21 protein-coding genes are annotated in these 23,394 nt (G+C 73.7%); 7 read left to right on the top strand and 14 right to left on the bottom strand.

Annotated features, from left to right (window positions below; translation table 11 throughout):
* Window positions 1-42: 42 nt before the first annotated feature.
* The 6 genes from BBH68_RS13965 to BBH68_RS13990 form a co-directional block, all read right to left on the bottom strand.
* Window positions 43-795, bottom strand: a complete 753-nt coding sequence (locus BBH68_RS13965; protein WP_065962256.1) for a DUF305 domain-containing protein — start codon at window positions 793-795, stop codon at window positions 43-45.
* The gene (locus tag BBH68_RS13970; RefSeq protein WP_065962257.1) at window positions 792-1,460 is read right to left on the bottom strand and encodes a thioredoxin-like domain-containing protein; all 669 of its coding nucleotides are present in this window, start codon (window positions 1,458-1,460) and stop codon (window positions 792-794) included. Before BBH68_RS13970 ends, BBH68_RS13965 begins: the two co-directional genes overlap by 4 nt.
* A 60-nt stretch (window positions 1,461-1,520) precedes the next feature.
* Complete coding sequence (locus BBH68_RS13975; protein ID WP_141712996.1) at window positions 1,521-2,048, bottom strand: hypothetical protein; 528 nt, start codon at window positions 2,046-2,048, stop codon at window positions 1,521-1,523.
* A gap of 94 nt (window positions 2,049-2,142) precedes the next feature.
* A complete protein-coding gene (locus tag BBH68_RS13980; RefSeq protein WP_079150976.1) occupies window positions 2,143-2,841 on the bottom strand; it encodes a DUF305 domain-containing protein in 699 nt (232 codons plus the stop codon).
* A gap of 86 nt (window positions 2,842-2,927) precedes the next feature.
* A complete protein-coding gene (locus BBH68_RS13985) occupies window positions 2,928-3,365 on the bottom strand; it encodes a DUF6153 family protein (RefSeq protein ID WP_245738050.1) in 438 nt (145 codons plus the stop codon).
* Window positions 3,366-3,391: 26 nt separating this feature from the next.
* The gene (locus BBH68_RS13990) at window positions 3,392-3,751 is read right to left on the bottom strand and encodes an ArsR/SmtB family transcription factor (RefSeq protein ID WP_065962260.1); all 360 of its coding nucleotides are present in this window, start codon (window positions 3,749-3,751) and stop codon (window positions 3,392-3,394) included.
* A gap of 9 nt (window positions 3,752-3,760) precedes the next feature.
* On the opposite strand from BBH68_RS13990, the gene BBH68_RS13995 reads away from it, so the two are divergent.
* The 3 genes from BBH68_RS13995 (at window position 3,761) to BBH68_RS14005 (ending at window position 7,151) form a co-directional block, all read left to right on the top strand.
* Window positions 3,761-4,903 (top strand): cation diffusion facilitator family transporter, encoded by a 1,143-nt coding sequence (locus BBH68_RS13995; protein ID WP_079150977.1) that lies wholly within the window; start codon window positions 3,761-3,763, stop codon window positions 4,901-4,903.
* 107 nt (window positions 4,904-5,010) lie between these two features.
* On the top strand, window positions 5,011-6,225 hold the full coding sequence (locus tag BBH68_RS14000; RefSeq protein WP_065962264.1) for an NAD(P)/FAD-dependent oxidoreductase: 1,215 nt from the start codon (window positions 5,011-5,013) through the stop codon (window positions 6,223-6,225).
* The gene (locus BBH68_RS14005; RefSeq protein ID WP_065962266.1) at window positions 6,222-7,151 is read left to right on the top strand and encodes an RNA polymerase sigma-70 factor; all 930 of its coding nucleotides are present in this window, start codon (window positions 6,222-6,224) and stop codon (window positions 7,149-7,151) included. Before BBH68_RS14000 ends, BBH68_RS14005 begins: the two co-directional genes overlap by 4 nt.
* Before the next feature lie 102 nt (window positions 7,152-7,253).
* Here the strand turns inward: BBH68_RS14005 and BBH68_RS14010 are convergent, their stop codons facing one another.
* Window positions 7,254-7,922, bottom strand: a complete 669-nt coding sequence (locus BBH68_RS14010) for an O-methyltransferase (protein ID WP_065962267.1) — start codon at window positions 7,920-7,922, stop codon at window positions 7,254-7,256.
* A gap of 97 nt (window positions 7,923-8,019) precedes the next feature.
* Between BBH68_RS14010 and BBH68_RS14015 the strand changes: the two genes are divergently transcribed.
* Entirely contained in the window at window positions 8,020-8,919 is a 900-nt protein-coding gene (locus BBH68_RS14015) for a winged helix-turn-helix transcriptional regulator (RefSeq protein ID WP_065962269.1), read from the top strand.
* Window positions 8,920-8,946: 27 nt separating this feature from the next.
* Here BBH68_RS14015 and BBH68_RS14020 read toward each other — a convergent pair whose 3' ends face one another.
* The 3 genes from BBH68_RS14020 to BBH68_RS14030 all read right to left on the bottom strand — a co-directional run bounded on the left by BBH68_RS14020 (window position 8,947) and on the right by BBH68_RS14030 (window position 11,463).
* Window positions 8,947-9,483: a cysteine hydrolase family protein gene (locus BBH68_RS14020; protein ID WP_065962271.1), complete on the bottom strand. Its 537-nt coding sequence runs from the start codon at window positions 9,481-9,483 to the stop codon at window positions 8,947-8,949.
* 83 nt (window positions 9,484-9,566) lie between these two features.
* Complete coding sequence (locus BBH68_RS14025; RefSeq protein WP_065962273.1) at window positions 9,567-10,265, bottom strand: HAD family hydrolase; 699 nt, start codon at window positions 10,263-10,265, stop codon at window positions 9,567-9,569.
* 28 nt (window positions 10,266-10,293) lie between these two features.
* The gene (locus BBH68_RS14030) at window positions 10,294-11,463 is read right to left on the bottom strand and encodes a Ppx/GppA phosphatase family protein (protein WP_065962275.1); all 1,170 of its coding nucleotides are present in this window, start codon (window positions 11,461-11,463) and stop codon (window positions 10,294-10,296) included.
* A gap of 273 nt (window positions 11,464-11,736) precedes the next feature.
* Between BBH68_RS14030 and BBH68_RS14035 the strand changes: the two genes are divergently transcribed.
* Entirely contained in the window at window positions 11,737-12,528 is a 792-nt protein-coding gene (locus BBH68_RS14035) for an MBL fold metallo-hydrolase (RefSeq protein WP_065962276.1), read from the top strand.
* A gap of 104 nt (window positions 12,529-12,632) precedes the next feature.
* Here the strand turns inward: BBH68_RS14035 and BBH68_RS14040 are convergent, their stop codons facing one another.
* From BBH68_RS14040 to BBH68_RS14055, 4 genes are all read right to left on the bottom strand, one after another.
* Complete coding sequence (locus BBH68_RS14040) at window positions 12,633-14,399, bottom strand: cellulose-binding domain-containing protein (protein WP_065962277.1); 1,767 nt, start codon at window positions 14,397-14,399, stop codon at window positions 12,633-12,635.
* 178 nt (window positions 14,400-14,577) lie between these two features.
* The gene (asnB, locus tag BBH68_RS14045) at window positions 14,578-16,428 is read right to left on the bottom strand and encodes an asparagine synthase (glutamine-hydrolyzing) (protein ID WP_065962280.1); all 1,851 of its coding nucleotides are present in this window, start codon (window positions 16,426-16,428) and stop codon (window positions 14,578-14,580) included.
* 237 nt (window positions 16,429-16,665) lie between these two features.
* Window positions 16,666-17,067, bottom strand: coding sequence for a DnaJ family domain-containing protein (locus BBH68_RS14050; RefSeq protein WP_065962282.1), 402 nt, complete (start codon window positions 17,065-17,067; stop codon window positions 16,666-16,668).
* A gap of 36 nt (window positions 17,068-17,103) precedes the next feature.
* Window positions 17,104-18,246, bottom strand: coding sequence for a GlxA family transcriptional regulator (locus tag BBH68_RS14055; protein WP_079150978.1), 1,143 nt, complete (start codon window positions 18,244-18,246; stop codon window positions 17,104-17,106).
* A 71-nt stretch (window positions 18,247-18,317) separates the two neighbouring features.
* Between BBH68_RS14055 and BBH68_RS14060 the strand changes: the two genes are divergently transcribed.
* Window positions 18,318-19,649 carry an APC family permease gene (locus BBH68_RS14060; RefSeq protein WP_065962283.1) on the top strand — a complete coding sequence of 444 codons (1,332 nt, stop codon included), beginning with the start codon at window positions 18,318-18,320 and terminating at the stop codon, window positions 19,647-19,649.
* A gap of 109 nt (window positions 19,650-19,758) precedes the next feature.
* Window positions 19,759-23,394: putative T7SS-secreted protein (locus tag BBH68_RS14065; protein ID WP_065962285.1), on the top strand; the 3,636-nt coding region annotated here is incomplete at its 3' end.

Genomic DNA, 23,394 nt, shown 5'->3' on the forward strand with positions numbered 1-23,394 from the left:
GGGGCGCCGTGGGGGAACGCCGGAGGAGACCCGCGGGGCGGGTTACGACACGGGCTTGGCGCCGCGCTCCTTGAGCATGTCGTTCATGAGCTGGATCTCCGACTGCTGGCCGGCGACCATGCCCTGCGCCAGACGCTTGACCGTCGGGTCCTTGGCCAGCTTGACCGCTCCCTCGGCCATGTCGATCCCGCCCTTGTGGTGGGCGATCATCAGCCGCAGGAACATCACCTCGGCGGCCCGGCCCCTGGCCTTGCGCAACGCGTCGAGCTGGGTGTTGGTGGCCATGCCGGGCATCAGGGACCCGTCGTGCGGCTTGTAGGTGCCGTCGTGCCCCATGGAGTCCATCGAGTCCATGGAGTCCATCGAGTCGTGGTCCATGGAGTCGCCCGACTTCCCCGAGGCGAGGTCCTTCATCCAGGTCATCGGGGGGTCCTCCGAGGTCTTGGGGAGCCCCCACAGGTCCAGCCAGCCGAGCATCATCCCGCGCTGGTTGGCCTGGGTGTTGATGATGTCGTACGCGAGGCGGTCCACGTCCTCGTCCTTCGTGTCCTCGCGCACGATGAACGACATCTCCACCGCCTGCTGGTGGTGGATGGACATGTCCCGGGCGAAACCGGCTTCCGCGGAGGTGTCGTTCGGCTTCGACGGCCCGGTCGTGCCGTCGGAGCGGTCCGCCGTGAACCACAGCACGCCCACCGCCACCAGGGTCAGCAGGGCGAGCGCGGCGGCGACGCCCGCTATCAGCGGCTGGCGTCCCGGGCGGAGGGCGTCCGCCGGTTGGCCGGTGTCCGTCATGCCGCCTTACCCCCGGTGCACGCGGCGCCCGGCTCCTGGGTCTGCTTGCCCTGCACGTACTCCTTGAAGAAGTCCGCCACGCGCGGGTCGTCCGCCGAGTCGACCTTCAGCTGGAGGCCCCAGGCGTTCAGCAGGATCGGGGCGTCCTGGTCCTGGTAGGGGCTGATCATGGAGTACGGGGTCTGCTGTACGCGCTTCTCGAGCGCGGTTATGTCCTTGGCGGGCGCCTTGTCGGTGTAGGTGACCCACACGGCGCCGTGCTCCAGGGAGTGCACCGCGTTCTCCTTGGTTATCGGCTTCTTGTACACATCGCCGTTGCAGTTCTGCCAGACCTGGTTGTGGTTTCCGCCGACCGGCGGCGACATCGGGTAGTCCACCGTGCCGTTGACGTGGGTCCGGCCGAGGTTCTTCCAGGTCTTCATGCCCTTGAACTCCCCGGTCTTGACGGTGGTCATCGTCACCGCCTTGGCCTTGTCGTCCTTGTCTTTGGTGGCGTCGACGATGAAGTAGCCGCCGACGACCAGCCCGACGACGATCACCACGCAGGAGACGATCGTGATGATGCGGTAGCGGCGGTCGCGGGCCCGCTCGGCGCGGCGCAACTCCTCGATTTTCTCGCGGCGCGCGGCGGCCGCGTTCTTCGTCTTCGATCCCTTGGAAGCCATGGCTTGTCCTTGTCCTTGCACTGGAGGAATGAGGTTGTGCGGAGTGCGGATACCGAGGGCCTAGGTGCGAAGCACTTGGAGCTGATGGAGGTCGAGGGCCCGGACGGCGTGGTCGGGCGGGGCCCGGGTGGCGTCCGTGTCGTACGGGCGGTCGCGCGGCGGCAGCCCGGTGAGCGCGGGGGGTGCGACGGGGGCGGGCACCAGGGCCTGGGCCGCCCCCTGGGGGCCGGCCACGCAGTTGTCGCCCGCGTTGCCGGTGTCGTTCGCCCCGGTCACATACCGGACGGGGGCGGGGTCGGGGCACCTCGGCCCGGCGAGCGTGGCGGCGCGGGCCGCCTCGGCGGCCCGCTCGGCCGCCGTCGGGGGCGCCGCGGCCGGTGTGGCCTCTTCGGGGCCGGCCCGCCAGCGCGCCGCGGCGGAGATGTGCTCCGTGGCCGGGTGGAGGAACGCGGGCGTCAGCCAGAGCGCGACGGCGAGCAGCGGGACGGCGTACCGGAGCACCGAGAGCACGGTGGCTCGCACCGTGCCGCCCGGTATTCGGTCCGCTGTGCGGCCCGCCGGGCGGTCCGCGTCGCGCTGTCTACTCATCGCGCCAGATCGTAACCACTGGGCCTGCCGTGGCTGAATGGGCAAGGGCCCGGCGGGGTGCCGAGGCCCTTGCCCCTCGCTCACGAACCGCCGGTCAGCCCTGGTCGCTCCCCTTGCCGGACCCGTGGCCGGTCCCGTGGCCGGTCTCGTGGCCGGTCTCGTCGCCGGCCTCCTTGCCGAGGAGCTTGTTCATCTGGGTGATCTCCTCGTTCTGGGTCTTGATGATGGCGTCGGCCATCGTCTTGGCCGGGCCGTACGCGCCGCTCTTCTTCTCGGTGCGGGCCATCTCCACCGCGCCCTTGTGGTGCTCGACCATCATCTTCAGGAACGCGGTGTCGAAGTCCGCGCCGGACGCCTTCTCGAGCCGGTCCATCTCCTTGGAGCCCATCATCCCGGGCATGGTGTCGTGCTCGGAGTGGTCCATGCCGGGCATCGGCTCCGGGACGTCCTCGCCCCAGGCCCTGAGCCACCCGGACATCGTGCGGATCTCGGGGTCCTGGGCCTTCTTGATGCCGGCCGCGAGCTTCTTGACCTGGGCGGAGGAGGCCCGGGTGGCGGCCAGGTCGGCCATCTCCACGGCCTGGCGGTGGTGGGGGATCATGCCCTGCGCGAAGTCCACGTCGGCGTCGTTGTGCTTGCCGGGCGAGGCGGTCGCGCTGGTGGTGGCCTTGTCGGAGGTGCGGCCGGAGCCGGCGCTGTCGCCGTCGTCGCCGCCGCAGGCGGTGAGGGTCAGGGACAGCGCTGCCGTGGCGGCCGCCGCGAGCAGCGCCGTACGGCGGTTGAGGGAACGCATGAGGAAACTCCTGAGGAACTTTCCGGATTGATCGGATTGATCGGATTGATTCGGGACATACCGCAGTCAGAGGTGTGGGCGGTGTCCTATATCCGCAGGAGTTGGAGTTCGGCCAGGGTGGGCGGCGCGCGCCCGTCGGCCGGGGACGGGGGTGGGCCGGACCGGGTCGCCGCCAGGGCGTGGTCGCATACGGCCACGGGGGCCGCCGGGGGCGCGGACAGCGAGGGTCCCCCGCCCAGGGCGGGGGAGGCGCAGGACGGATCGGCGTGGTGCAGATGCGAGCCGCCGCACGCGCCGTCCCCGTGGCAGCCGCCGTGGGCGACGGCGGCCGTGGCCGCCGGGGTCGCCGTGGCCGCCGGGGTCATCGTCCCCATCGCGGTGGGGCGCTCGTGCGCCCGGGACGTCAGGGCGCCGGAGGGGCCGAGGGCGTGCATGCCCAGCAGCCCGGCCAGGAGCCCGAGCACGAGCAGCGCGCGCCACCGCCGCGCGGGCGGTGACGGGCGGTTCTGCTCGGGGGTCGGCACGGGCCCATGCTACGAGGGCGGGCGGGTCAGCCGTGGTGGGGGATGCCGGACAGCTCGTGGTCCGCGTGGTCCAGGGCCTCGGCGACGAGGCGGGCGAGGTGCCCGTCCTGCAGCGTGTAGACGACGCGGCGACCGTCCTTGCGGGAGGTGACCAGCCCGGCCAGGCGCAGCTTGGCGAGGTGCTGGCTGACGGCCGGCCGGGCGGCGCCGCAGGCGGCGGTCAGGGTGGTCACATCGGCCTCGCCCCCGCTCAGGGTGTGCAGCAGGGCCAGCCGGGTGCGGTCGGCGAGCAGCCCCAGCACCTCGGCGGCGCGGGCCAGCTGCTCGCTGCTGGGCTCTCGCGGGTGCGAAGCGTGTGCAGTTGATAGGTGCAAGCGTGCGCTCATACGCACATAATGAGGGGTGGGCGGCACCCGCGTCCAGGCAGATGCCCTTCCCGGAAGGACCCCGCAGTGACCGCACATCACCACCAACACCCTCACCAGGGCCACGATCACCCTCACAACCACACCGGCCACGAGGGCCACCCCCACGGCCGTACGAGCGCCTGGGCGCACATGCGTCACCAGGCGGCGCATGTGCTCCGCCCCCACTCGCACGAGACCGCCGACCGCACCGACCGCGCCCTGGAGTCCTCCGCGCGGGGCATGCGCGCGCTGTGGACCTCGTTCGCCGTGCTCGGGGCTACGGCCCTGGCGCAGGCCGTCGTCGTGGTGGCCTCCGGGTCGGTCGCGCTGCTGGGCGACACCGTCCACAACGCCGCCGACGCGCTGACCGCCGTGCCGCTGGGCATCGCCTTCGTTCTCGGCCGCCGCGCCGCCACCCGCCGCTTCACCTACGGCTACGGCCGGGCCGAGGACCTGGCCGGCCTCGCGATCGTGCTCACCATCACCGCCTCCGCCGCCTTCGCCGCCTGGACGGCGGTCGACCGGCTGCTGGGCCCCCGGGCCGTCGACCATCTGCCCGCCGTCGCCGCCGCCGCCGTGGTCGGCTTCCTCGGCAACGAATGGGTGGCCCGCTACCGCATCCGCGTCGGCCGCGACATCGGCTCGGCCGCCCTCGTCGCGGACGGCCTGCACGCCCGTACCGACGCCCTCACCTCGCTCGCCGTCCTCCTGAGCGCGGGCGGCTCGGCGCTCGGCTGGCGGCTCGCCGACCCGCTGGTGGGCCTGGCCATCACGGCCGCGATCCTGCTCGTCCTGCGCGACGCGGCCCGCGAGGTCTTCCGCCGGGTCATGGACGCCGTCGACCCGTCCCTGGTGGACGCCGCCGAACAGGCCCTGCTGGCCGTCCCGGGCGTGCGGGGCGTCGGGGAGCTGCGGCTGCGCTGGATCGGCCACCGGCTGCGGGCGGAGGTGGCGGTGCTGGTCGGCGGGGAGCTGACCGTACGGGAGGCCCACCAGGTGGCCGTGGACGCCGAACACGCCCTGCTGCACGCGGTGCCCCGGCTCACCGCCGCCCTCATCCACGCCGACCCGCCCCCGCTCCCGGGCACCGCCGACCCCCACGCCCGGCTGGCCCACCACGCCACGGCCTGACCGGCGGGGTGTGAGCCACGTCACATCCGCCCCGTGTCACAGCTGGCCGGGCAGCTTCCATCTGCTGGTCGTCAACGGCACGTGGACCGGCACGGAAGGGCGGAACGATGAGCGCACAGCAGGAGACGCGGGGAACCGGCACGGCGGGCGCGCACCACGTGGTGATCCTGGGAGCGGGATACGCGGGCATGTCGGCGGCCGTCCAGCTCGCGGCGCGCGCCAAGCGGCGCGGCGGCGTGGAGGTGACGGTGGTGAACGCGCGGGAGCGGTTCACCGAGCGGATGCGGCTGCACATGACGGCGACGGGGCAGCGGCTCGCCGAGCTGAGCGTCCCGGAGCTGCTGGAAGGCACGGGGGCGCGGTTTGTGCGCGGCTGGGTGACGGCGGTGGACGCGGAGGCGCGGACCGTGCGGATCGACGACGACCGGGTGCTGCGCTACGACACGCTGGTGTACGGGCTGGGCAGCGTGGCGGACACGGCGGCGGTGCCGGGGGCCGAGGACCACGCGTACACGCTGGACAGCGCGCAGGACGCGGAGGTGCTGGCCGGCCGGCTGGCGCGGCTCGGCGGCGGCACGGTGGTGGTCGGCGGCAGCGGGCTGACCGGGGTGGAGGCGGCGGCGGAGATCGCCGAGCGCCATCCGGAGCTGGACGTGGTGCTGCTGGGCCGCGAGGAGCCGGGGGCGGCCATGAACGCGAAGGCCGGGGCGTATCTGCGGGCCGCGCTCGAGCGCCTGGGGGTCGCGGTGCGCGGCGGGGTGGAGGTGGTCAAGGTGCAGCCGGACGCGGTGGAGCTGGCGGGCGGGGAGAGCGTGGCGGCCGATGTGGTGGTGTGGGCCGGCGCCACCCGGGTGTCGCCGCTGGCGGCCGCCGCCGGGCTGGAGGTGGACGGGCGCGGCCGGATCGTCACCGATGCCGCGCTGCGGTCGGTGTCGCATCCTCAGGTGTACGCGGTGGGCGACGCGGCGGCGATCCGGCAGGGCTATGGCGTGGTGCACGGCACCTGCCAGGGCGGCATGCCGACCGGGGTGCACGCGGCGCTGTCGATCCTCCGTGAGCTGCGGGGCAGGCGGCCCAAGCCGTTCCGCTTCGGCTACTACCACACGCCGGTGAGCCTGGGCCGGGACGACGCGGTGGTGCAGTTCACCCACCCCGACGACAGCCCCCGGCGGATGTGTCTGACCGGCCGCCTGGCGGCCCGGTATAAGGAGACGGTGACCGCTTCGCCCTGGCCGACGTACGGCCGTATGAAGAAGATGCCCGTCTCGGGCGCGTTCTGGCCGCGCGGCGGTCGCTTCACCCGGGTCCGGGGGGCGCGGTGACCATCCCCTCCACCGACCGAGACCAGCAGGTCTTCCACGAGTACCGCACGCTGCTGTTCTCGGTGGCGTACCGGGTCCTCGGCACGGCGGCCGACGCCGAGGACGCGGTCCAGGACGCCTGGATCAAATGGTCGGCCGCCGACCGCGCGCAGGTGGCCGACCCCAAGGCGTATCTGACCCGGATCGTGTCGAATCTGGCGCTGGAGCGGCTGCGTTCGACCCGGCACAAGCGGGAGACGTATGTGGGGCCGTGGCTTCCGGAGCCCATTCTCACCACTGCCGACACCGCCGACACCGCCGAGACCGTGGTGGGCGCCGAGTCGGTGTCGATGGCCATGCTGGTGGTGCTGGAGACGCTGAGTCCGCTGGAGCGCGCGGTGTTCGTGCTGAAGGAGGTGTTCGCCTTCAGCCATGCCGAGATCGCGGAGGCGGTGGAGCGTTCCGAGGCCGCGGTGCGGCAGGCCGCGCACCGGGCGCGGGAGCATGTACGGGCCCGGCGGCCGAGGTTCACCGCGGACCGGTCGCGGCAGCGGGAGGTCACCGAGCGGTTCTTCGCCGCCGCGACCGGGGGTGATGTCAACGCCCTGATGGAGCTGTTGTCCCCGGACGTCACCTTGTGGACCGACGGCGGCGGCAAGGTACGCCAGGCCCTGAAGCCGGTCGTGGGCGCGGCCACGGTGGCCGCCTGGTTCGCGGCCATCGGCACCGTCTCCTACCAGGGCATCGAGCCCGCCGACATGAACGCCGAACTCGCCCGGATCAACGGCGGGCCGGGCGTGGTGTTCAGCGGGGCGGGCCGGGTGATCGCCACGGTCACCTTCGACTTCGACGGCGAGGGCCGTATCACCGCCATCCACAACGTGGCCAACCCGGACAAGCTCCGGGCCGTCGCCGGCGGCACCGCTCACGACATCGGGACGGCGTGAGCCCCGTGCCGCCGGGCCGGCGGAGCAGCCGGTGGCTCGGGCGGTGGCTCAGCCGGTGACGAGGACTCAGCCGCTGACGAGGGCTCAGCCGGTGACGGTGACTCAGCCGGTGACGAGGGCGAGGGTGAAGCCGTCGTAGCCCTTGGCGCCGACGGTCTGGAGGGTGGTGGCGGTCAGCCGGGGGTGGTCGGCGATGAGTTCGGTGAAGCGGCGCACGCCCTGGACGCGGGGGTCGTCGTCGGCCGGGTCGGTGACGGCGCCGTCGCGGACGACGTTGTCGCCGACGATCACGCTGCCGGGCCGGGTGAGCCGGACGGCCCACTCCAGGTACTCGGGGTTGGAGGGCTTGTCCGCGTCGATGAAGACCAGGTCGAACGGGCCCGCCCCCTCGTCCGCGAGCACCGGCAGCGAGTCCCGGGCCTTGCCGACGCGGAGGTCCACGACGCGCTCCAGCCCGGCGCGGGCGATGTTGGCGGTGGCGACGGCGGCGCAGCGCGGGTCGCTCTCCAGGGTGACCAGGCGGCCGTCCTCCGGCAGGGCCCGGGCGAGCCAGATGGTGCTGTAGCCGCCGAGGGTGCCGATCTCCAGGATGGTGCGGGCGCCCCGGATCCTGGCGAGCAGGTGCAGCAGCTTGCCCTGGTTGGGGGCGACCTGGTGGGCCGGCAGCCCGGCCGCCTCGCTGTCGGCGGCGGCCGCGAGCAGCGCGCCGTCCTCCTCCACGAGCAGACCGTTGAAGTAGTCGTCGACGGCGGTCCAGGTCTGCTGGGGCATAGTGGGTTCCCTTTCGATACTCACCGAGTTCCGAAACGGAACCTACTATGGGCGTCCGACGGCCTGTCAACGGGTGCCGGGAGGGAGCGCGAGGACGATGTCACGACGGGTGGCCGACGACGCCTGCGGCATCGCGCAGGCCGCCGCGGTGGTGGGCGACTGGTGGAGCCTGCTGGTGCTCCGGGAGATCGCCCGCGGGCATGTGCGCTTCGACCGGCTCGCCGGTGAACTCGGCGTCTCCCGGAAGGTCCTCAGCGAGCGGCTGCGCACCCTGACCGACCACGGCGTCCTGGAACGGCGCCCGTACCAGGACCGCCCGCCCCGCTACGAGTACGTGCTCACCGAGCGGGGCCACGGCCTGGTCCCCGTCCTGGTGTCGCTCCAGGACTGGGCGGACCGCTGGCTGCTCGGCGACGGCACCCTCACCGGAGCCGGCCACGACGGCGGGGCCGACACCCGCCGGGTGGCGGCGCTGGCCGGCGAGCCCGTCCCCGCCGGGCTGCTCCTGCCGGGCACCGACGGCCGCGCGCACGACCCCGTGGCCACGGACGCCCGGGCCACCGTGCTGTTCGCCTATCCCGCGACGGGCGTCCCCGGCGTCCCGGCCGACCTGGCCGGGCCGCAGGTCCCCGGCAGCGCCGGCTGCACCCTGGAGAACCGCCAGTTCCGCGCGGCCTGGCCGCGGTTCCGGGCCGCGGGCGTCGCCCTCCACGGCGTCAGCACCCAGACGCCCGCGGAACAGGCCGCGTTCGCGCGGGCCGAGGACCTGCCCTTCCCACTGCTGTCCGACGCCCGGCTCCGGCTCACCGCGGCGCTGCGGCTGCCCACCTTCCGCGCCGGGCAGGACCTCCGCATCAAGCGGCTCATCCTCGTCATCGGCCCCGACCGCACCGTACGGCACACGCTCTTCCCGGTCACCGACATCCCCGCCGCGGTGACCGAGGCCCTCGCCCTCGCCACCGCCCTCGCCACCGCTGCCCACCGGGAGCCCGCCTGAGCGCCGGCCCGGCCCTGGTGACCGGCTTCAGAACCGCACCTCGTCCGCGGCGCCGATCTCGGCCCCCATGTTCCGCTCCATCATCCGCAGCGCGGCGTCGGCCAGGTCGGGGTGGATGTGGGCGACCGCGTCGTACGGGACGGAGGTGCGCAGATGGCGGATGTGGGCGTCGAGGGCGGAGTACAGCACGCACTGCTCGGTGACCTGCCCGCACAGCACGACGCGGTCGATGCCCTGCTGGCTGAGCAGGTACTCCAGCGGGGTCTGGAAGAAGATCGAATGGCGGGCCTTGACGACGAACAGCGAGTCGGCGTCCGGGCGGACCGGTTCGACCAGGTCGGCGTGCGGGCCGCTCAGGGCGGTGTCGAGGAGTTCGTCGTGGTGGGAGCGCCAGCGGCCGAAGTTGTCGTTGACGTAGATGACCTCGACGCCGGACTCACGGGCCCGGGAGATCAGGCGGGTGATGGCGGGGAGGGCACGGCGGACGGAGGGCACCAGTTGGTCGGCGTCCTGGTGCTCATAGGTGTTGATCATGTCGATCACGATCAGTGCGGTGTCTGGCATACCGGGGCCGGGAGTCGGGGCGGCGGGCGGGCCGCGGGTGGGGGCCGGCTCGGGTGGGCCGGCTGGGGTGGGCGGTGGGGCGGTCAGTGGGCCAGCGCGCTGCGGTCCAGGTTCGCCAGGAGGTCGGCGGGGCTCTGGTAGATCTCCGCCGCCCCGGCGTCGGCCAGCACCTCGTGGGGCACCCCGCCGCTCAGCAGCGCCACGCAGGGCACCCCCGCCTTCCGGGCCGCCTTCACGTCCCAGACGGTGTCGCCGACGAAGACCGCGTCCTCGGGCGGCACGCCCGCCCGCTCCAGCGCCCGCTCGACCAGGTCGGGGGCGGGCTTGCCGGTGCCGACGTCGTCGGAGCTGAGCGCGTCGGCGGTCAGCTCGTCGGCGCCGATCGCGGCCCGCATCGCCGCCAGCTCGTCCTCGCTCGCGGAGCTGGCCAGGACGATGTGCCGACCCCGGTCGGCCACCGCGCGCAGCAGGTCAGCGGCGCCCTCCAGGGCCTGGAGCCTGGTGAAGTACGTCGCGTACAGGGCCGTGTGGGTCGAGCGGATCCGGTCGTCCTGGGACCTGTCCCGGTCCTCGCCCAGCAGATGGTCGACGAGCCGGTCGGAACTCATGCCGATGGTGTGGTGGATCCGCCACATGGGCACCGTGTGGCCCGTCTGGCGGAAGGCCTCCCACCAGGTCACGGCGTGCAGGTAGTTGGTGTCCACGAGCGTGCCGTCCACATCGAACAGCGCGGCGCGGCGCGCGCCGGAGCCGTCTCCGTGTCCGTTCTCCCTGGGGTTCATCGGGGCCTTTCGTGCGTGTGATGACGTGTCAGCTGGTCCAGGGAACAGTGTGGAGCCGCCCGGGCCCGTGACGGCCGCGGCCCGCCGGGAGCGCCCGTACGGACGCGCTCGCGGACGCGTTCGCCGCCGCGCCCGCGGACGCGCCGCCGGGAGCGCCGACGGTAGCGCTGGCGGACACGTTCGCCGAGGCCGTGGTCACACCCGGGTCCGCACCACCCCGCTCCGCACCGCCCCGGTCCCGCCGGTCCACCCGGCCCGGGGCCAGGTCCGCTTCGAGTGCCCGGAGCCGGTCCAGCAAAACCCCCTCGCGCAGCGCCCAGGGGCACACCCGCAGCCGCTCGATGCCCAGGACCTCCATCGCGGTCTCCGCGACCACGGCACCGGCCAGGGCCTGGTGGGCGCGGGCGGCGGAGATGCCGCGCAGCCGGGCGCGCTCCGCGTCGCTCCTCGCGGCCAGCCGGGGCACCCAGGCCCGCAGCCGCTCCCGGTCCAGGAACCGCTCGGCGTACGGGCCGGCCTTGGCCTTCGGCGCCCCGGTCAGCCGGGCCAGCTGGGCGAAGGTCCTGGAGGTGCCGACGCGGGTCAGCGGCTCCGGCCGGTCGCGCAGCTCCTCGACGGTCTCGCTGATGACGGTCCGTACGAACTGGCGCAGCGCCTTGACGTCACGCTTTCTCACCGGCGTGGTGTCGGGCAGGTGGTGGCGGGTGAGCCGGCCCGCGCCCAGGGGGACCGACAGGGCGACGGCGGGCTCGGCGCGGCTGCCGCAGGCGATCTCCATGGAGCCGCCGCCGATGTCCAGCAGCAGCATCTCCCCGGCCGACCAGCCGTACCAGCCGCGCGCCGCGAGATAGGTCAGCCGCGCCTCCTCCTCGCCGGTCATGAAGGTCAGCCGGACCCCGGTCGCGTCCTCGACCTCGGCGAGCACGGCCGGCCGGTTGGCCGCGTCCCGGATCGCCGAGGTGGCGAACGGGACCATGGCGTCGATGCCGTGGGCCTCGGCGACCGCGACGGCCTCGGTGACCGCGGCGACCACCCGCTTGATCGCCTCCGGCTCGACGACCCCATGCCGGTTGGTGGCCTCCGCGAGCCGCACCGGCCGCTTGAACGAGGTGACCGGCTCCGGGGGACAGCCCGGCGCGAGGTCGGCGATGCAGAGGTGGGCCGACTGGGAACCGACGTCAAGGACTCCGAGGCGCATATCTGGTTGAGTGTCCGTTCCCTGGAGTTTCACTCCTCGTTGCTTTGCCTTCGGAAACTTACCGGCCATGCGCCCGCCGATCCGGGGGTGGTGCGAGTCGGAAGAAAAGAGAATATTTCCACCGCCCGAACACACCATCTGGCCCCACCACCCGAACACACCGCCGGTGACAACACTGGTTGACAACGGAATCGCGCCCGGAACCAATGGGGGGACCGGGCCGGACTCCGCCGCGCCCACGACCGTGACAGCGAGAGGCAGCGAGACACAGCGATGAGCGAGTCGATTTCCCCGGGCGCCCTGGCCGTGCGCTATGTGGGAGGACCCACGGCGACCCTCGACATCGGTGGCGTACGGCTGCTCACCGACCCCACCTTCGACCCGCCCGGCGACTACCCCATCGGCGAGCGCAAGCTCGTGAAGACCGCGGGCCCGGCCCTCGCCCCGTCGGGCCTCGGCCCCGTCGACGCGGTGCTGCTCTCGCACGACCAGCACCCGGACAACCTGGACCGGGCCGGCCGCGCCTACCTCGACCACGCGGAGCTGGTGCTGTCGACCGCGTCCGCGCGCGAGCGGCTGGGCGCCACCGTGACGGCGCTGCCGAACTGGGAGTCCGTCGAACTGCCGCGCTCGGGCGGCGGCACGCTGCGGATCACCGGCGTCCCGGCCCAGCACGGCCCGGACGGCACCGAGCACCTGGTCGGCGAGGTGACCGGCTTCGTGGTGTCGGGGGGCGGGCTGCCGACGGTCTACGTCAGCGGGGACAACGCCTCGCTGGACGTGGTGCGCGCGATCGCCGAGCGGTTCGGGCCGGTGGACGTGGCCCTGCTGTTCGCGGGCGCCGCCTCGACCCCGCTGGTCCCCGGCGGCTTCCTGACCCTGCCGAGCGAGCAGGCGGCCGAGGCGGCGCGGATCCTCGGCGCGTGCCGGGTCGTCCCGCTGCACTTCGAGCACTGGGGGCACTTCACGCAGGGCGCCGACACGCTGGTGGAGGCATTCGAGGCGGCGGGCCTCGGCGAGCGGCTGCACCTGCTGAAGCCCGGCGAGCGCGTCGAGCTCTTTTAGGGATGTCGCGGGGCGGCCGCGAGCGCCAGCGGCCCCGAGCCCCACGGCCGCGAGCGCCGGCGGGTGCGTGCTTCAGCGGCCGCGAGCGCCGGCGGGCGCGTGCTTCAGCGGGTCTCGCAGGGGCGGCCGTTGAGCGCGAGGCCGGTGGGCGCGGCGTTGCCGGCGTCCCAGGTGCCGAGGAAGCCCACCTCCAGGGGCTCCCCGCCCCGGGCGGTCTCGTTGTAGTCGGCCGGGGTGACGGTCACCGTGGACCCGCGCTGGACGAACTCGCCGTTCCACATCTCCGTGACCCGCTGCCCGTTCTCGAACCGCCAGCTCAGCCGCCAGTCCCGCACCGTCTTGCGGGGGGTGAGGGTCACCTTCGCCTGGAAGCCGTCGGGCCACTCGTTGTCCAGGCTGTAGCGGGCGGTGCAGGTGACACCGGCGGGCTCGGGGTGCTCCGGCCGCTCCCCGGGCGGCTTGCCCGAGGGCTCCGAGGATTCCGACGACTCGGACGAGTCCGAGGACGCGTCGCCCGGCGAGGGCTTCCCGGACGGCCCTGACGGCCCGGCCGGGGACTCCGACGGGCCGGTCCGGTGGCCGACCGCACTGGTGCCGGAGCTGGGCGGGACATGGGACCGGCTGGAGCCGCCCTCCGGCGGGAGGTCGGTGGGGCCGACCGTCGGAAGCGCGCCGGGGCCCGAACTCCCCTCGGGCGGCAGCCCGTCGTCCGATTCCCCGTCCGTGTTGGTGTACGCGATGACGGCGATCACGGAGACCGCCGCGGCCGCCGCCAGGATCCCCGCGGTACGCGTCCGCCCGCCCTTCCGCGGCCTGCGGCGCCTGCCCCCGCCGGCCCCCAGCGCCCGACGCGACCCACCACGCGCGCGGACCACCCCGCTCGCGGCGGTCGCGCCGAAGGCCCCCGCCGTAGGCATCTCGGCCGTATGGGCCGCCGGAGCCGCCTCCGCTGTACGGGGCACCTCGGCCGTACGGGCCGCCGGAGCCGCCTCCGCCGTACGCCCCCCACGGGGCCTCCCGCCCCCGTCCCGCATCCCCTTGACGCGGTCCCACAGCGGCGGCCCCACGCTGCGCGCGAGGGTGCCCAGGCGCCGTCCGCCCGTGTTCTCGGCCGCGACCCTGCGCCGCCGCTCCAGGTAGGGCAGCCCGCCCCAGCCGAGGACGCCCCCGGCCAGAGCGCCGGGCAGCCCGCTGCCGTGCAGATACAGGCAGGCGGCCGCCTCCTTGCAGGGGGCGCAGCGGGCGAGGTGCTGCCACAGGTCGTCGGGCGCGGCGGCGTCCGGTGAGCGGGTCGCCGCGTCCAGCAGCCCGGCGTAGCTGCGGCACTCCTCGTCGGTGAGCGTGTCGACGTGGTTGCGCTGGCACAGCTCGCGGAAGCGGGCGCGGACCCGGGCGATCTCCTCGTCGGCGTAGGCGGGGTCCCAGCCGAGCTGCCTGGCCACCGCCGTGAGGGACCGCGACTCGACCTCGACGGACCACAGCAGCTCCGCGTCCGCCTCCGGAAGGTCCCATAATCCACGCAGCGCGAGCGGCTGTTGGCGGCGTGGCGTGGTGTAGCGCCTGGCCCGGTCGGAGGTCAGCCAGATGCGCAGCGCCGGGTCGAGCCGGTCGCCCGCCTGCCGCGCCTGCCAGTCGGCCGCCGTTTTGCGTACGGAGCTCAGCAGCAGCGGGAGCCACGGCAGGCGCGGCCCCCAGGCCCGTGTCCGCGAGTTGCGGGTCTCCCGGATGCCGCGCCGGAACGCCTCGGTGGCCAGCCGCATGCCGTCCTGCGGGGTGGTGGTGCACAGGTTCGCGTAGTCGAGCACCGCGTCCCAGTACTCGGAGAGCAGGGCGGTCTCGGATATGGCGTCAGGGGATGACTGGTGGAGCATGGAGGTGGTTTCCTCACTCACGAACAACGGCGCCCCCGCCGGGCAACACTCTTATCAGGCCGGGCGGCGGCTGGCCAAGGTCCCTGTTTTTGCCCGGAGTTGAGGGATGTTCCGCTGTGGGGCGGCCCGAGCCTTTCACGGTTTCCACACAAGTGGCAAGAGACGTCGCCACCTGCTGTCAGAGCGTCAGTTCGACCCCGTACCGGCGCAGCCAGGCGTCGAGGCCGAGGGCCATCTCGATCGGCTGCCGCGCGTCCCCGGCCGCTCCGTCCGCCGCGCGCCGGGCGGCGGCCGTGTCGAGCAGCGGGCGGACCGGAGCGTCCCCGTCGGCCAGCAGGCCGCGCAGCTCGGCCTGGATGGCCTCGTTGTACCGGCGGTCCTGGGTGCTGGGGTAGGGGCTCTTGACGCGCTGGGCGACGGAGTCGGGGAGGAGGTCGCGGGCGGCGGCACGCAGCAGGGACTTCTCGCGGCCGTCGAAGGTCTTCATCGACCACGGGGTGTTGAACACGTACTCGACCAGCCGGTGATCGCAGAACGGCACCCGCACCTCCAGGCCCACGGCCATGCTCGCGCGGTCCTTGCGGTCCAGCAGGAACTGCACGAAGCGGGTCAGGTGCAGATAGCAGATCTCCCGCATCCGCCGCTCCGTGGCCGAGTCGCCCTCGCGGTGCGGGACCTCGGACAGCGCTTCGCGGTAGCGGGCGGCCTGGTAGGCCTCGAGGTCCACCTTGGCGAGCACCTCCGGGTGCAGCAGCGCCTCGCGGCCGCCGCTGCGGATGCCGGTGAAGCCGACCTCGCGGAACACCGCGATCCAGGGGAAGGTGTCGGCGCCCGTCGCCCGGGGGTCGTGGAACCAGGAGTAGCCGCCGAAGACCTCGTCGGCCGACTCGCCGGACAGGGCCACCGTGGAGCGGTCGCGGATCGACTTGAAGAGCAGGTAGAGGGAGGTGTCGCTCTCGCCCGAGCCGAACGGCAGGTCGCGGGCGGCCAGCGTGGCGTAGCGGTGGGCCGGGTCCATCAGGGCGGCGGTGTCCAGGACGATGTCCTGGTGGTCGGCGCCGACGTGTTCGGCGAGGGCGTGGGCGTACGGGCCGTCGGGGGTGGCGCGCAGCGCGTCGGCCTTGAAGTGCTCGGTCTGGCCGACGAAGTCCACCGCGAACGAGCGCACGGGCCCCCGCCCGGCGTCGGACAGGCCCCGGGCGGCCAGCGCCGTGATCGCGGAGGAGTCGAGCCCGCCGGACAGCAGGGTGCACAGGGGCACGTCGGCGATGAGCTGGCGGGCCACGATGTCGTCCAGCAGCTCCCGCACCCTGCGGACGGTGGTGTCGGTGTCGTCGGTGTGCTCGCGGGCCTCCAGCCCCCAGTAGCGGTGTTCGGCCAGGCCCTGGCGGCCGACCCGGACGAGATGTCCCGGGCGCACCTCGTACATCCCCTTGTAGACGGCGTGGCCGGGGGTCTTGGTGAAGGCCAGCAGTTCGGCGAGGCCCTCGGCGTCGACGGCGGGGCGTACGGCGGGGTGGGCGAGGATGGCCTTGGGCTCGGAGCCGAAGAGCACGCCGTCGGGGGTCGGGTAGTAGTAGAGCGGCTTGATGCCCATGCGGTCGCGGACCAGCAGGAGCCGCTGCTCGCGCGGGTCCCAGAGGGCGAAGGCGTACATGCCGTTGAGGCGTTGGGTGAAGTCCTCGCCCCACTCCAGGTAGGCGTGGAGGGCGACCTCGGTGTCGCTGCTGGTGCGGAAGGCGTGGCCGCGGGCGGTCAGCTCGGCGCGCAGCTCGCGGTAGTTGTAGATCTCGCCGCTGTAGGTGGTCACCAGTGCCGTGCGACCGTCGCGCTCGACGGACATGGGCTGCTTGCCGCCCTCGATGTCGATCACGGCCAGCCGGCGGTGGCCGAGGGCGGCGTGGGTGTCCGTCCACAGGCCCGCCGCGTCGGGGCCGCGGCAGGCCATGGTCGCGGTCATGGCGTCCAGCGTGTCGCGCTCGGCGGTCAGGTCCTGGTCGTACGAGATCCATCCGGTGATGCCGCACATCGCGGTGGCGCTCCCTCCGGTCGGGTCGCCCCGGCGGCCGGGGCGTGGTGGTGCCCTGTGGGGTGCGTGACGCGCGTCCTGATCACCGTACGCCCGAACTGGTTGCATCCACCACCGGTAGCCTGAGGCAACGACTATTTCCGGCCAGGGCCAGGGCCCTGGCCCGGGCGCGGCTGGGCCAGGGCGTGGCCGGGGCTGCGCCTGGGGCCCGGGGCGTGGCCGGGGCTGGGCCCGGGGCTAGTCGGCCCGGCTCTCCCGTCGCTCCCGCAGCACTCCCTCCACGTCGAACGGCACCAGATCCAGCGGCGGCCCCTCGGGCGGCCGCCGCAGCGCCTCGCGGATCTTGTCGTTGATGTCCGCCAGGATCCGCCGCGCCTCGGCCTCCGACCCGGCCGCCCGCGCCGCGGCCAGCGCGTCCTCCGCCTCCTTGCGCAGCACCAGCGCGGACGGGAGGAGGGACAGGCCCTCGCGGGCCATCTTCTCCTTGACCCACCACATCGGGTCGTACGGCTTGTCCAGGCCCCGGAGCGGCTTGCCCCGGCCGGGCAGGTCGTCGAAGTCGCCCCGCGCCTCCGCCTCGCGGATCTGCCGGTCGGCCCAGGTCTCGAAGCTGATGCCGGGCGGCTTGCGTTCGGTCACGGCGGTGGCTCCTCCCGCTTATGGGATGGGTTCCGGTCATTCCCATGGTGCCGTGGGGAGCGCCCCGGGCGGTACCGAGCGGGATACCGCGCGGGAGCGGAACACCTGGCGGTAGGTCTGCGGCGAGACGCTGGTCAGCCGCCGGAAGTGGTGGCGCAGATTGGGCGCGGTGCCGAAGCCGGTCCGGCGCGCCACGCTCTCGACCGGGTCGTCGGTGGTCTCCAGCAGCTCCTGCGCCAGCCGCACCCGCTCCTGGAGGACCCACTGCAACGGCGTGATCCCCAGCTCGTCGCGGAAGCGGCGGGCGAACGTCCGCTCGCTCATGTGGGCCGCCGCGGCCAGCCCGGCCACCGTCAGCGGCTCGTGCAGCCGCTCGCGCGCCCATTGCAGCACCGGCGCCAGACCGCCGCTCCCGCCCGCCCGGGGCCGTGCCGGAAGCCTGGCGTACTGCGTCTGCCCGCCCTCCCGGTGCGGCGGTACGACCATCCGGCGGGCCACCTCGTTGGCCACCGCCGCGCCATGGTCCCGGCGCACCAGGTGCAGGCACAGGTCGATGGCGGAGCCGGTGCCGGCCGAGGTGAGGATGGAGCCGTCCTCGACGTAGAGGGCCGTGGGGTCGAGGTCGACGTCCGGGAAACGGTGGGCGAAGTCGGCGGCGCTCATCCAGTGCGTGGTCGCCCGGCGGCCCGACAGCAGCCCGGCGGCCGCCAGGATGTACACGCCGCTGCAGATGGACACGATCCGCCGGCCCGACTCGTGGGCCTTGCGCACCGCGGCCAGCAGACCGGGCGGCGGGGCCAGCTGGGCGGGCCGCGCGCAGGCGGCCACGATCACGGTGTCCGCCTCGACGAGGTCGTCGAGGCCGTACGGGGTGGGGACGCCGAGCCCGGCGGCGGTGCGCAGCGGACCGGGCTCGCCGGCGCACAGGCGCAGCTCGTACCAGGGGTCGACGATGTCCGCCCGGTCGAGGCCGAACACCTCGCACGGCACGGCGAGCTCGAAGGTGGGCGCGGCGTCGGTCACCGCGACCGCCACGACGTGCGGGCGGGGGGCGTCGCAGCCGGTCGGCGCGGGGCGGTCGGTCGGCGCGGCGGCGGGCCACGGTGTCGCCTCGGGCCCGGGTGTCGCTTCGGGCGCGGTTGTCGCGTCGGGTGGGGGTGTCGCGGCGGTTCGGCGCATGGCGGGAATTTAGCGCACCATGGCATTTCCGCCGATGGTCCCGGGTGCCCCCATCGGCGAGGCTGCCGCGCATGACCGAACCACCCGCACCCCGCCACCGCCCCGCGCCCGGCGGCCGGCTCACCGCGCTCCAGGGCACCGCCCTGTACGTCGGGGCGGTGCTGGGCACGGGCGTCATCGCCCTGCCCGCGCTCGCCGCCGACACCGCCGGCCCCGCCTCGCTGCTGGCCTGGCTGGCCCTCGTCGTGGTGTCCGCGCCGCTGGCCGCCGTGTTCGCCGCGCTCGGCGCGCGCTACCCCGACGCCGGGGGCGTGTCCACGTACGCCCGGCTGGCCTTCGGCGAGCGGACCGCGGCGGTGGTGGGCTGGTGCTTCTACCTGGCGGTGCCCCCGGGCGCGACCGCCGCCGCGCTGTTCGCCGGCTCGTACACGGAGGCCGCCGTGGGCGGCGGCACGGTGACCCGCACGGTCACCGCCGCGGCGCTGATGGCCGCCGTCACGGCCGCCAACGCCGCCGGGCTGCGGGTGACCGGGCGGCTGCAGCTCGCCCTCTCGGGGTTGCTGCTCGTACTGCTGCTGGCCGCCGTGGCGCTGTCCCTGCCGCAGGCGCGTACGGAACACCTGGAGCCGTTCGCCCCGCACGGCTGGGCCGCGATCGGCCCGGCGGCGGCGCTGCTGGTGTGGAGCTTCGCGGGCTGGGAGGCGATCACCCACCTGGCGGCCGAGTTCCGCGACCCGTCCCGGGACCTGCCCCGGGCCGCCGCGGGCGCCGTCGTGATCGTCGGAGTGCTGTACCTGTCCGTGGCGTTCGCCGTTGTCGCGGTGCTCGGCGCGGGCGCGGCCCACGCCGACGCCCCCCTCGGCGAGCTGATGGCCCGCGGTATGGGCGGCAACGCCCGGCTGCTCGCCGCCGCGGCCGCGCTCCTGCTGACCTTCGGCACGATGAACGCCTACTACGCCGGCGCCGCCAAACTCGGCGCCGCCCTCGGCCGGGACGGCGCGCTGCCGGGCTGGCTCGGCCGCGGCGGCAGCGTGGGCGAGGTGCCGCGCCGCAGCCTCGCGGCCGTCTCCGCGCTGGCCTTCCTCAGCCTGCTCACGGTCACCGCGGCCCACACGGACGCGCGCCCCCTGGTGCTGCTCGCCACGGGCTCCTTCGTCACGGTCTACGCGATCGGCGTGGCCGCCGCGCTGCGCCTGCTGCCGCGGCGCGGAGCGATCCGCGCCGCGGCCCTGGTGGCGCTGGTGGCCGTGGCCGGGCTGCTGCTGATGTCGGGCCGGTATCTGCTGTGGCCGCTCGGCGTGGCCGCGGCCGCCCTGCTCTACCAGCGGCTGCGGGGCCGGAAGCGGGCGCGACCGGCCCCCGAGGCGGCGGCCACCCCGCTCGAAGCGGCCGAAACGGGCTGAACGCGCCCAGCCCACAGGCCCCCTGGAAGGACCCGCTCCGGCGGCGGGTACGGTGCCGACCATCGGCCGGAGACAGGCCGCTGCGACCGTTGCACGGGGGTAACTGCGCGTGGGTATTGGCGACTTCGTTCCGGATGGTGTCGAGGACTGGGTCGAGGACCGGGTCGAGGATGTCGGTGGGGCCATCGACGACGCGGGGGACTGGACGGCGGACCGGCTGGATGACGTCGGCTGGGAGAGCGGTGCGGACTGGGTCCGGGACAAGTCGGACTCGGCGGCGAACGCGCTGGGCGCGGCTGTCGATGAGATGCAGTTGGGGGAGAGTGAGGATCCCAAGAAGCTGATCCACGGCAGTCCGTCCAAGCTGCGGTCGACGGCGAATCACCTGACCGACTTCACGGCGGCGTTCAACAACGTCGGCAAGGGGTTGCAGGGGCTGGGGTCGGGGTCGTTGAAGGGGAAGGCGGCGGATGCCTTCCGGGAGAAGGTGTCGGTCGAGCCGAAGAAGTGGTTCTCGGCGGCGGACGCGTGTGAGAAGGCGTCGGGGGCGCTGGAGCGGTTCGCGGGGACGGTGGAGTGGGCGCAGGGTCAGGCGGAGGAGGCGATCCGGCGTTTCAAGAAGGGGAAGAAGGCGTCGGATGATGCGCGTACCGCCCACAACGACAAGGTGAGTGCGTATAACGAGGCGGTGGACGCGTACAACGCGCTGCCCGCTGACGAGCGTGACCCGGCCAGTCTGCCGGAGAAGCCGGGTGCTTTTGCGGATCCGGGTGCGGGTGATGTGAAGGCCGCGCGGGAGATGCTGGCGGAGGCGCGGCGGCAGCGGGATGAGGCGCATGGGGTGGCGAAGACGGCGGTGGAGGCGGCGCGGGATATGGCGCCGAAGAAGCCGTCGTACGCGCAGCAGGTGGGGGACGGGCTGGACGGGCTGGCCCTGGACACCAGCCACTTCCTGGGCGGTGTGGTGAAGGGGACTGCGGGGTTGGTGAATTTCGTCCGGCAGGTGAACCCGCTGGACCTGTACAACATCACCCACCCGGCCGAGTACGTGACCCATCTCAACAGCACCGCCGCCGGTCTGGTGCGGATGGCCAATGACCCGGGTACGGCGGTCAAGGGGATGTGGGACGCGTTCCAGCAGGATCCGTCCGAGGGGCTGGGGCGGCTGCTGCCGGAGCTGATCGGCACGAAGGGTCTGGGTGGGGCGAAGACGGCGGTGACGGCTGCCGAGCGGCTGCCCGCCACCTTGGCCAAGGCGGAGGGCCCCGCCATGCGGACGCTGGCCAAGGACGGGGCCGCGCCGCATGCGACGCCGGATGTGGCGAAGACGGCCGGGGGTACGGATCCGGTGGATTTGGCGTCGGGGCGGATGTATCTGCCGCAGCGGGATGTGGTGTTGCCGGGGGCGTTGCCGCTGGTGTTCGTGCGGCGGGCGGAGTCGGGGTATCGGGTGGGGCGGTGGTTCGGGCCGACGTGGTCGAGTTCGGCTGATCAGCGGTTGGAGATCGGTGCGCGGGGTGTGGTGTTCGTCGCGGAGGACGGGTTGCTGCTGTCGTATCCGCATCCGGCGCCGGGGGTGCCGACGCTGCCCGAGCTGGGGCCGAGGTGGCCGCTGGAGCGGACGGTGGCGGGCGACTACACCCTCGCCGATCCGGACACCGGCCGCACCTGGTACTTCACCGGCCCGGAAGGGGGCGGGGACGGCGAGGCGCCGCTGGTGGAGATCAGCGATCGCAACGGCCACCGCCTGACCTTCGAGTACGACGTCCAGGGCGCCCCGGCCGCGATTGTCCACAGCGGCGGCTACCACCTCAAGCTCACCACCGAGGGCGGCCGCATCACCGCCCTGCACCTGGCAGGCGCGGCCCTCGACGGCACCGACCAGGAGCTGATCCGGTACTCCTACACCGATGGCAATCTCACCGAGGTCACCAACTCCTCCGGCCAGCCATTGCGGTTCGAGTACGACACCGAGCGGCGGATCATCGCGTGGACCGACACCAACGACCGCCGCTACGACTACGTCTACGACCAGAACGACCGAGTCATCGCCGAGGGAGGCACCGAAGGACACATCTCGGTGCGTATCGACTACGGTCCCGCCGATGAACGCACCGGCCACCGGGTCACCACCGTCACCACGCCCGAGGGCCACGCCACCCGCTATCTGGTCAACCACCGCTGCCAGGTCATCGCCGTGACCGACCCGCTCGGCCACACCACCCACACCCACCGCGACCGCCACGGACGCATCCTCTCCCGCACCGACGCCCTCGGCCGCACCACCGGCTACACCTACGACACGGCCGGCCGGCCGGTCACGGTCACCGCCCCCGACGGCTCCCGGCAGACCGCCTCGTACAACGCCCTGAACCTCCCGCTGGAGACCACCGGAGCCGACGGGACGGTGTGGCGCTACACGTACGACGAGCGGGGCAACCGCACCACCGCCACCGATCCGCTGGGCAACACCACCCGATACACGTACGACGACCACGGCCACCTGACGTCGGTCACCAACTCGCTTGGCGACACCACCCGCGTGCGCTGCGACCCGGCGGGGCTCCCCGTCGAGATCACCGATCCCCTGGGCGCGACCACCGTCTACCACCGCGACGCCTTCGGCCGCCCCACCGCCATCACCGACCCCCTCGGCGCCACCACCCGCATGGAGTGGACCATCGAGGGCAAGCCACTGCGACGCATCGCCCCGGACGGCACCGAGCAGAGCTGGGCCTACGACGGCGAGGGCAACGCCATCGCGCACCGGGACGCGAGCGGCGGCCTGACCACCTACGAGTACACCCACTTCGACCTGCTGGCCGCCCGGACCGACCCGGACGGCGCCCGCTACGAGTTCACGTACGACACCCGGCTGCGCCTCACCCAGGTCACCAACCCCCAAGGCCTGACCTGGACCTACACCTACGACCCGACCGGCCGCACGCTCAGCGAGACGGATTTCGACGGCCGTACCCTCACCTACGCGCACGACCCCACGGGCCGGCTCGTCTCCCGCACCAATCCGCTGGGCCAGACCGTCTCCCTCGAACGCGACGTGTGCGGCCGGATCGTGCGCAAGGACGCCGACGGCCAGGCCACCACCTTCACCTACGACCCGGCCGGACGCCTGACGGAGGCCATCGGCCCCGAGGTGGCACTGACGTACCGGCGGGACCGCATGGGCCGGGCCGTGGCGGAGGTCGCCGGCGACCGGGTCCTCACCCGCACGTACGACGCCCTGGGCCGCATCGTGCGCCGGACCACCCCTTCCGGGGCGAAGTCCACGTTCGCGTACGACGCGGCGGGCCGCCGCACCACGCTGACCACCTGCGGCCAGACCCTCGACTTCGCGTACGACATGAGGGGCCGGGAGACGGCCCGCCGCTTCGGCGACACCTCCCTCGCCCAGATCTGGGACCCGGCCGGACGGCTGTCCGAGCAGACCCTCATCGGCCCGTCGGGCGACATCGCCCAGCACCGCGCCTACACCTACCGCCCCGACGGCCACCTCGCCGGCATCGACGACCACCTACGCGGCCACCGCGACTTCGACCTCGACGAGGCGGGCCGGGTCACCGCCGTCCGCGCCGAGAACTGGACCGAGAGCTACGCCTACGACGAGGCGGGCAACCAGACCCACGCCACCTGGTCCACCGACCACCACCAGGACACCACCGGGGCCCGCGTCTACACCGGCACCCGCATCACGCGGGCCGGACGCGTCCGCTACGAACACGACGCC

It is taken from the genome of Streptomyces sparsogenes (assembly GCF_001704635.1).
GTDB classification, from domain to species: domain Bacteria; phylum Actinomycetota; class Actinomycetes; order Streptomycetales; family Streptomycetaceae; genus Streptomyces; species Streptomyces sparsogenes.

Bases quoted from the DNA above. Each gene is read 5' to 3' on its own strand.
- BBH68_RS14025 (WP_065962273.1), bottom strand. From the start codon at position 10,265: ATGAACCCCAGGGAGAACGGACACGGAGACGGCTCCGGCGCGCGCCGC.
- BBH68_RS14040 (WP_065962277.1), bottom strand. From the start codon at position 14,399: ATGCTCCACCAGTCATCCCCTGACGCCATATCCGAGACCGCCCTGCTC.
- BBH68_RS13965 (WP_065962256.1), bottom strand. From the start codon at position 795: ATGACGGACACCGGCCAACCGGCGGACGCCCTCCGCCCGGGACGCCAG.
- BBH68_RS14000 (WP_065962264.1), top strand. From the start codon at position 5,011: ATGAGCGCACAGCAGGAGACGCGGGGAACCGGCACGGCGGGCGCGCAC.
- asnB (WP_065962280.1), bottom strand. From the start codon at position 16,428: ATGTGCGGCATCACCGGATGGATCTCGTACGACCAGGACCTGACCGCC.
- BBH68_RS14030 (WP_065962275.1), bottom strand. From the start codon at position 11,463: ATGCGCCTCGGAGTCCTTGACGTCGGTTCCCAGTCGGCCCACCTCTGC.
- BBH68_RS14035 (WP_065962276.1), top strand. From the start codon at position 11,737: ATGAGCGAGTCGATTTCCCCGGGCGCCCTGGCCGTGCGCTATGTGGGA.
- BBH68_RS14010 (WP_065962267.1), bottom strand. From the start codon at position 7,922: ATGCCCCAGCAGACCTGGACCGCCGTCGACGACTACTTCAACGGTCTG.
- BBH68_RS14015 (WP_065962269.1), top strand. From the start codon at position 8,020: ATGTCACGACGGGTGGCCGACGACGCCTGCGGCATCGCGCAGGCCGCC.
- BBH68_RS13990 (WP_065962260.1), bottom strand. From the start codon at position 3,751: ATGAGCGCACGCTTGCACCTATCAACTGCACACGCTTCGCACCCGCGA.
- BBH68_RS13995 (WP_079150977.1), top strand. From the start codon at position 3,761: ATGAGGGGTGGGCGGCACCCGCGTCCAGGCAGATGCCCTTCCCGGAAG.
- BBH68_RS14060 (WP_065962283.1), top strand. From the start codon at position 18,318: ATGACCGAACCACCCGCACCCCGCCACCGCCCCGCGCCCGGCGGCCGG.
- BBH68_RS13980 (WP_079150976.1), bottom strand. From the start codon at position 2,841: ATGCGTTCCCTCAACCGCCGTACGGCGCTGCTCGCGGCGGCCGCCACG.
- BBH68_RS13970 (WP_065962257.1), bottom strand. From the start codon at position 1,460: ATGGCTTCCAAGGGATCGAAGACGAAGAACGCGGCCGCCGCGCGCCGC.
- BBH68_RS14055 (WP_079150978.1), bottom strand. From the start codon at position 18,246: ATGCGCCGAACCGCCGCGACACCCCCACCCGACGCGACAACCGCGCCC.
- BBH68_RS13975 (WP_141712996.1), bottom strand. From the start codon at position 2,048: ATGAGTAGACAGCGCGACGCGGACCGCCCGGCGGGCCGCACAGCGGAC.
- BBH68_RS14020 (WP_065962271.1), bottom strand. From the start codon at position 9,483: ATGCCAGACACCGCACTGATCGTGATCGACATGATCAACACCTATGAG.